We start from the raw sequence: 6,794 nt of genomic DNA, 5'->3' as shown, positions 1-6,794 counted from the left end.
TGGTGGCGGCGGACGCCGCGGCCCCAACACCAAGGGCCTGCTCATCGGCGCGGTCGCGGTGGTCGCCGCGGTCGTCATCGGCATCGCCGTGGCGATGACCAGCAGCGGCGCGGACGACGACAAGAGCGGCGACGAGGCCGGCGGCAACACGGCCCCCACCCAGTCCGAGAGCACGGACCCGACCCCGTCGGCGAGCAACAGCGCCGACGACGAGGTGAAGCTGCCGTCGGCCCAGTCGGGTCAGCTCCAGCTGTCGCCCGGCGTGGCGACCGCCTCGGACGTCGAGGGCGCCGAGTCGGACGGCGGCGCCTATGTGACCGGCCTCAACCAGCCCGGCGCCTCGGTCACCTGGACCGTCGACGGCATCCCCGAGGACGGCGCCTACACCCTCTTCGCCCGCTACAGCGCGGCCGGCGAGGACCAGTCGATGACGCTCACGGTCAACGGCAAGCCGTTCGGCAGCAAGATGAACCTGAGCAACTTCGCGCACGCCGCGGACGGCGACTTCGCCAAGGGCTGGACCAAGACCTTCGCCTGGCCCACGCTGAACAAGGGCACCAACACGATCTCGCTGTCCTGCGCCGACGGCGACAAGTGCAACGTCCTGCTGGACCAGTTCTCCCTGAAGAAGGGCAACGTCAAGGACTAGCGGGCCGCGCCCGCCTCCGCCGTCACCGCGACGCCTCGGCCGAGCAGGTCCTCGTACGCCGGGCGGTCGAACTCGCCCGCCACCGGGGACAGCACCGTCGCCGCGGACAGGGCGACCGCGCGGGTCAGGCGGGCCGGCCAGGGCAGGTGCTCGACCAGGCCCGACAGCAGGCCCGCGACCGCGGAGTCGCCCGCGCCGGTCGGGTTGCCGCGGACGTGGGCGGGCGGTGCCGCCCGCCAGCGGCCCTCGGGGGTCACCGCGAGCAGGCCCTCCGCGCCCAGGGAGGCCACCACGGCTCCGGCGCCGCGCCGCCGGGCGGCCTGCGCGGCCCGCAGCGGTTCGTGCGAGCCGGTCAGCTCGGCCAGCTCGTCGGCGTTCGGCTTGATCAGGTCCGGGCGTGCGGCCACGCCCCGGCGCAGCGGCTCCCCGCTGGTGTCCAGCAGCACCGGCACGCCCGCCGCGCGCGCGGTGCGCACCAGCCCGGCGTAGGCGCCCACCGGCACGCCCGGCGGCAGGCTGCCGCACAGGGCGACCGCCGAGGCGCCGGCGAGCAGATCGGCGTAGGCCTCCTGGAAGGCGTTCCACTCGGCGGGGGCGACGGCCGGGCCCGGCTCGTTGAGCTGGGTGGTGTCGCCGCTGCGCTCGTCCACGACGGCGATGGTGCGCCGGGTCGCCCCGGTGACCGGCACGAGCGCGTCGGTCACCCCGTGCACACCGGCCAGACCCTCGCGCACGACGTGTCCGGTGACGCCGCCCGCGAAGCCGGTCACCGTCACCTCGTGGCCGAGGGCCGCGAGCACCCGGGCCACGTTCAGGCCCTTGCCGCCCGGGCGTTCCGTCACGTCGGTGACCCGGTGGGAGGCGTGCGGCCGCAGGGCCCGGACGCGGTACGTGATGTCGAGGGCGGTGTTCAGCGTGACCGTGAGTAGCACCCGTGCCGACCTCCCCCGATGGTCTGTGTCCGCCATGTGTTCCGACAACGTTTCCGGAGTCACGATCATGCCAAACGGACGGCCGTCGGCCCAGCCCCCGGACGGACCGGGGGGTGGACCCGGGGACGGATCAGCCCAGTTGCGGATCGACCACCCATTCGCCCCGGCGCATCACACCCACCAGGTCGAAGTCGGCGTCGAGGACCACCAGGTCGGCGTCCTTGCCGGGCTCCAGCGAGCCGACGCGGTCCGCGAGGCCGAGCAGCCGGGCCGGGTTGGCGGAGATCGCGGCGACGACGTCCTCGACGGGCAGCCTGTCGATCGTCACCGCCCGCTTGAAGGCGCGGTCCAGGGTCAGCGTGGAGCCGGCGATCGAGCCGCCCTCCACCAGCCGGGCCACGCCGTCGGCGACCTCGACCTCCATCGGGCCGAGCATGTAGCGGCCGTCGCCGAAGCCCGCCGCGTCCATCGCGTCGGTGATGAAGGCGACCCGGGCGGCGCCCGCGTGGTGGAAGGCGAGCTGGAGCGCGGCCGGGTGCAGATGGGTGCCGTCGTTGATCAGCTCGACGGTGATCCGCTCGTCCTCCAGCAGCGCCGCGATCGGGCCGGGCGCGCGGTGGCCGAGCGGCGGCATGGCGTTGAAGAGGTGCGTGGCGACGGTCGCGCCCGCGTCGATGGCCTGGAGCGTCTGCTCGTAGGTCGCGTCGGTGTGCCCGACGGCCGCGATCACGCCGTGCTCGGTGAGCAGCCGTACGGAGTCCAGGCCGCCCGGCAGTTCGGTGGCCAGCGTCATCATCTTCGCGTGGCCGTGCGCCGCGTCGACCAGCTTGCGGACCTCGGCCGGGTCGGGGTCGCGCAGCAGTTCCTCGTCGTGCGCGCCCTTGCGGCACGGGGAGATGAACGGCCCCTCGAAGTGGATGCCGGCGATGTCGCCCTGCTGGGCCAGCTCGGCGAGCATCCCGGCGTGCCGGGCGAGGAAGTCCAGGTCGCCGGTGACGGCGGAGGCGACCACCGTGGTGGTGCCGTGCAGGAGGTGGGTGCGGACGCCCTTGAGGATGTCCTCGGCGCTGCCGCCGGCGAAGGAGGCGCCGCCGCCGCCGTGGTTGTGGAGGTCGACGAAGCCGGGGACCACCCAGTGGCCGGCGAGGTCGAGGGTCTCCGCGTCCGGGGGCGCCGTGTCGGCGATCCGCGTGCCGTCGACGATCACGCGGCCGTCGTCCACGGTGCCGGTGGGCAGTACCACCCGGGCACCGGCGAGAACCTTGCTTGGGGCCATCAGGTGGTTACCTCCGGGGGAGTCGCGGTCGGGTCAGTGGTGTCGAGCAGGTCCCAGGCCATCAGCCCGGCACCGAGGCAGCCGGCGGTGTCCCCCAGGGCCGCGGGCACGAGCTCCGGCAGCTTCTGGAAGGTGACGCGCCGCCGGACGGCGTCCCGCAGCGGTGTGAACAAGGTTTCCCCGGCCTCCGCGAGGCCGCCACCGATGATCAGGACGCGCGGGTCCAGCAGGGTGAGCGCGGTGACCAGCCCGTCGGCGAGCGCGTCCACGGCGTCCTGCCACACGCGGACGGCGCGGGCGTCGCCCGACTCGACGGCCTTGGCGCAGTCGGCGGCGTCCGCCTCCGGGTCGCCGCAGGCCTCGGCCCACGCCTGGCTGACGGCCGACGCGGACGCGAACCGCTCCAGGCAGCCGCGCTGCCCGCACGGGCAGGGGATGCCGCCGGGCCGCACGACGACGTGGCCGATCTCGCCCGCGAAGCCGTGGGCGCCCGATTCCACCCGGCCGTCGATGCCGATGGCGCCCGCGATGCCGGTGCCCAGCGGCACGAACAGGAACCGGTCGGCGCCGTGCCCGGCCCCGATGCGGCCCTCGGCGAGCCCGCCGGTGCGCACGTCGTGGCCGAGGGCGACCGGGATGCCGCCGAGCCGTTCGCTGAGCAGCGCCCGCAGGGGGACGTCGCGCCAGCCGAGGTTGGCGGCGTACACGGCGGTGCCGTGCTCCTCGTCGATGATGCCGGGCACGGCGACGCCGGCGGCGACGGCGTCCTGGCCGAACCGGTCGGCGCCCAGGGCGCGCAGTTCGGCGGCGAAGTCCAGGATGCCCGCGACGACGGCGTCCGGCCCGCGGTCGCGTCCGGTGGGGCGGCGGGCCTGGTGCAGCAGCTCGCCTCCCGGACCCGCGAGGGCGGCCTTCATCCCGGTGCCGCCCACATCGAGGGCGATGACATGTCTCACGGGGACAGTGTGGCCCGTACACCCGGGAGAGGTCTAGTCCACTCACGTGGTGTAGACCTTAGTCCGGTAAGCGGACGAGCGAACCGATGAACACACGGCAGGGGCGGGGCAGGAACGGTGCAGCGACGCAGGACTGGAACGATCGCGGCGGTGTCCGCCCTGGGGCTGACGGCCGTCCTCGGCGGCTGCGGGATCACCGGCGGCTCCGACGAGGTGACCCTGAAGCTGGTCGCCGCGGACTACGGCGACAGCAAGGCCAACGGCTCCCAGGAGTACTGGGACGAGCTGGCCAAGTCCTTCGAGGCCAAGCACCCCGACGTGCACGTGGACGTCACCGTCTACTCCTGGAACGACGTCGACCGCAAGGTCCGCGAGATGGTCGACGCCGGCCAGGCCCCCGACATGGCCCAGATCGGCGCCTACTCCGACTACGCCGCCAAGGACCTGCTCTACCGGGCCGACGACGTGCTCTCCATCCCGGTCCAGGCCGACTTCGTCTCCCAGCTGGCCACGGCCGGCCAGGTCCACGGCGTCCAGTACGGCCTGCCGTTCGCCGCCTCCACCCGCGTGCTCTTCTACAACAAGACCCTGTTCGCCAAGGCCGGCGTCACCCCGCCCAAGACCTGGGACGGCCTCGCCGAGGCCGCGGAGGCGCTCAAGGCGGAGGGCGTGAAGTACCCGTACGCGCTGCCGCTGGGCGCCGAGGAGGCGCAGGCCGAGACGATGCAGTGGATGCTCAGCGGCGGTGGCGGCTACACCGACGACGTCGGCACCTACTCCGTCGACTCGCCGCAGAACGTCACCACCTTCACCTGGCTCAAGGACGAGCTGGTCGGCAAGGGCCTCACCGGCCCGGTCGCCCCCGGCAAGCTGAACCGGGCCGACGCCTTCACCGCCTTCGCCGACGGCGAGGTCGGCATGCTCAACGGCCACCCCTCGCTGATGAAGATGGCCTCCGCCAAGGGCGTGAAGTACGGCATGGTGCCCACGCCCGGCGCCGAGGGCGAGAGCAGGAACACGCTCGGCGTCACCGACTGGATGACGGCCTTCAAGCAGAACGGCCACCAGGAGCAGATCGGCGACTTCCTCGACTTCGTCTACAGCGACGAGAACGTCCTCGACTTCTCCCGCGAGTACGACCTGCTGCCGGTCACCACCTCCGCGTCCGAGGCGATGAGCACGGCGGCCGAGGACAAGGACCTGAGGCCCTTCCTGGACGAGCTGCTGCTCTCCGAGCTCTACCCGGTCGGCAAGACCTCCTGGGCCTCGGTCAGCGCCGACGTCAAGAAGCGCATCGGTCAGACGGTCGTCGCCGGCGGCAGCCCCGCCGAGGTCCTCGGCCAGATCCAGACCACGGCGATGCGGGCGGGCAGCGCCGAGTAGCGCCGCTGTCGGCGGCGGGCGTTACGGTGCCGTACATGGACCTCGGAGCAAGGGAGCGCGGCATCCTCGCGCTGGAGCGCCGCGGCTTTCCGGGCCCCGGCGCGAAGGAACGCGCGATCCGCGAGGAGCTGGGCCTGGCCCCCGTCCGCTACTACCAGCTCCTCAACGCCCTCCTGGACGACCCGCGCGCCCTGGCCCACGACCCGGTGACGGTCAACCGGCTGCGCCGGGTGCGTCAGTCGCGGCGCGGCGAGCGCTGAGGTTGGTTCCCGCGCCCGCGGGATAGGTTCGCCGTATGGGCAGCCACCAGGACTCCAACCCCGACTCCCAGGTCCGTGCGGACCACCTGCCGACGCCCGCGACCGAGGCCGGCCGCGAGGGGCTCGACGCCCTCCTCGCCCGCCCCGGCCGCGCGGTGATCGCGCTCGACTTCGACGGCACGCTCGCCCCGATCGTGCCGGACCCCGACCGGGCCCGCGCACACCCGGACGCGGTGCCCGCGCTCGCGGCCCTCGCCCCGCGGGTCGCCTCCGTCGCGGTGATCACCGGCCGCCCGGCCGAGGTCGCCGTCCACCACGGAGGCTTCGCGGACGTCCCCGGTCTGGACCGCCTCGTCGTCCTCGGCCACTACGGCGCCGAGCGCTGGGACGCCGCGACGGGGACCGTCACCGCCCCGCCGCCCCACCCCGGGGTGGCCGCCGTGCGGGCCGAGCTGCCGGGCGTCCTGGACGCCTCCGGAGCCGGGCAGGGCACGTGGATCGAGGAGAAGGGCCGGGCGGTCGCCGTGCACACCCGGCGGGCCGCCGATCCGGGGGCCGCCTTCGAGGCCCTGCGCGCACCGCTGGCCGAGCTGGCGGTGCGGCACGGGCTCGTCGTGGAACCGGGGCGCCTGGTGCTGGAGCTGCGGCCGCCCGGCGTGGACAAGGGCGGCGCCCTGCGGGAGTACGTGGAGGAGACGGGGGCCGGGGCGGTCCTGTTCGCCGGGGACGACCTCGGCGACCTCCCCGCCTTCGCCGCGGTGGACCGGCTCCGCTCCGAGGGCGTCCCGGGGCTCCTGGTGTGCAGCGGCAGCGACGAGGTGACGGAGCTGAGGAAGCGCGCGGACGTCGAGGTGGACGGCCCGGCCGGGGTGGTGGCGCTCCTGCGCGCCCTCGCCCGCCGCCTGGCCTGAGACAACGTCACCGCGATACCCGCCGCTTGTCACAGCCGTGTCCGGACGCCGGCGCCGGGACAACCCGCCCCGGCGTCCGGGCCCTCCTCCCAGACGTACAGCGCCTGCTCGATGAGGCCCAGACCCGTGGAGGACAACGTCATGCCCGCTCGCCGCAAGTTCCCGGTGCTCGCCCTCGCCGTCATGGCCGCCGGCCTGGCACTCACCGCCTGCGACAACGGCGGCACCACCGACGGAGCCGCGCCCTCCACGGCCACTGCCACGGTCACGGCGGGCGTCGCGCAGTCGCCCACCGCCGAGAAGCCGGACGCCCCCACCGGACAGTCCGGCGCGGCCCCGTCCGGCACCCCCGCGCAGGACGGCAGGAAGTGCACCGACCAGCAGGACTACGCGGGTGACCCCCGGTCCAACGCCGAGATCAACTCGA

At 74.3% G+C, this 6,794-nt stretch carries 7 protein-coding genes and 1 pseudogene; 5 read left to right on the top strand and 3 right to left on the bottom strand.

The genetic code is table 11. The features are described 5' to 3' along the window. A partial coding sequence (locus tag GTW67_RS10065; protein ID WP_161164455.1) for a carbohydrate-binding protein occupies positions 1–649 on the top strand: 649 nt, incomplete at its 5' end. Here the strand turns inward: GTW67_RS10065 and GTW67_RS10060 are convergent. The 3 genes from GTW67_RS10060 to GTW67_RS10050 all read right to left on the bottom strand — a co-directional run bounded on the left by GTW67_RS10060 (position 646) and on the right by GTW67_RS10050 (position 3,774). Continuing rightward, positions 646–1,581 (bottom strand): hexose kinase, encoded by a 936-nt coding sequence (locus tag GTW67_RS10060; RefSeq protein WP_161164454.1) that lies wholly within the window; start codon positions 1,579–1,581, stop codon positions 646–648. The two genes, GTW67_RS10065 and GTW67_RS10060, sit on opposite strands and share 4 nt — an antisense overlap. A gap of 130 nt (positions 1,582–1,711) precedes the next feature. Further along, entirely contained in the window at positions 1,712–2,857 is a 1,146-nt protein-coding gene (gene nagA / locus GTW67_RS10055; RefSeq protein ID WP_161164453.1) for an N-acetylglucosamine-6-phosphate deacetylase, read from the bottom strand. After that, positions 2,857–3,774 (bottom strand): ROK family protein, encoded by a 918-nt coding sequence (locus GTW67_RS10050; RefSeq protein WP_202437051.1) that lies wholly within the window; start codon positions 3,772–3,774, stop codon positions 2,857–2,859. The genes nagA and GTW67_RS10050 overlap by 1 nt, the downstream gene beginning before the upstream one ends. A gap of 156 nt (positions 3,775–3,930) precedes the next feature. Between GTW67_RS10050 and GTW67_RS10045 the strand changes: the two genes are divergently transcribed. The 4 genes and pseudogenes from GTW67_RS10045 to GTW67_RS10030 all read left to right on the top strand — a co-directional run. Next, on the top strand, positions 3,931–5,196 hold the full coding sequence (locus tag GTW67_RS10045; RefSeq protein WP_161164451.1) for an extracellular solute-binding protein: 1,266 nt from the start codon (positions 3,931–3,933) through the stop codon (positions 5,194–5,196). Positions 5,197–5,231: 35 nt separating this feature from the next. Next, positions 5,232–5,456 carry a DUF3263 domain-containing protein gene (locus tag GTW67_RS10040; protein WP_161164450.1) on the top strand — a complete coding sequence of 75 codons (225 nt, stop codon included), beginning with the start codon at positions 5,232–5,234 and terminating at the stop codon, positions 5,454–5,456. Positions 5,457–5,491: 35 nt separating this feature from the next. After that, positions 5,492–6,367, top strand: a complete 876-nt coding sequence (otsB, locus tag GTW67_RS10035; RefSeq protein ID WP_161164449.1) for a trehalose-phosphatase — start codon at positions 5,492–5,494, stop codon at positions 6,365–6,367. A 141-nt stretch (positions 6,368–6,508) separates the two neighbouring features. Beyond that, a pseudogene (locus GTW67_RS10030) lies at positions 6,509–6,794 on the top strand (hypothetical protein); the annotation flags it as partial.

This window comes from Streptomyces sp. SID5910, assembly GCF_009862125.1.
GTDB lineage: Bacteria > Actinomycetota > Actinomycetes > Streptomycetales > Streptomycetaceae > Streptomyces.
This window is presented reverse-complemented; position numbering and strand designations above follow the sequence as displayed.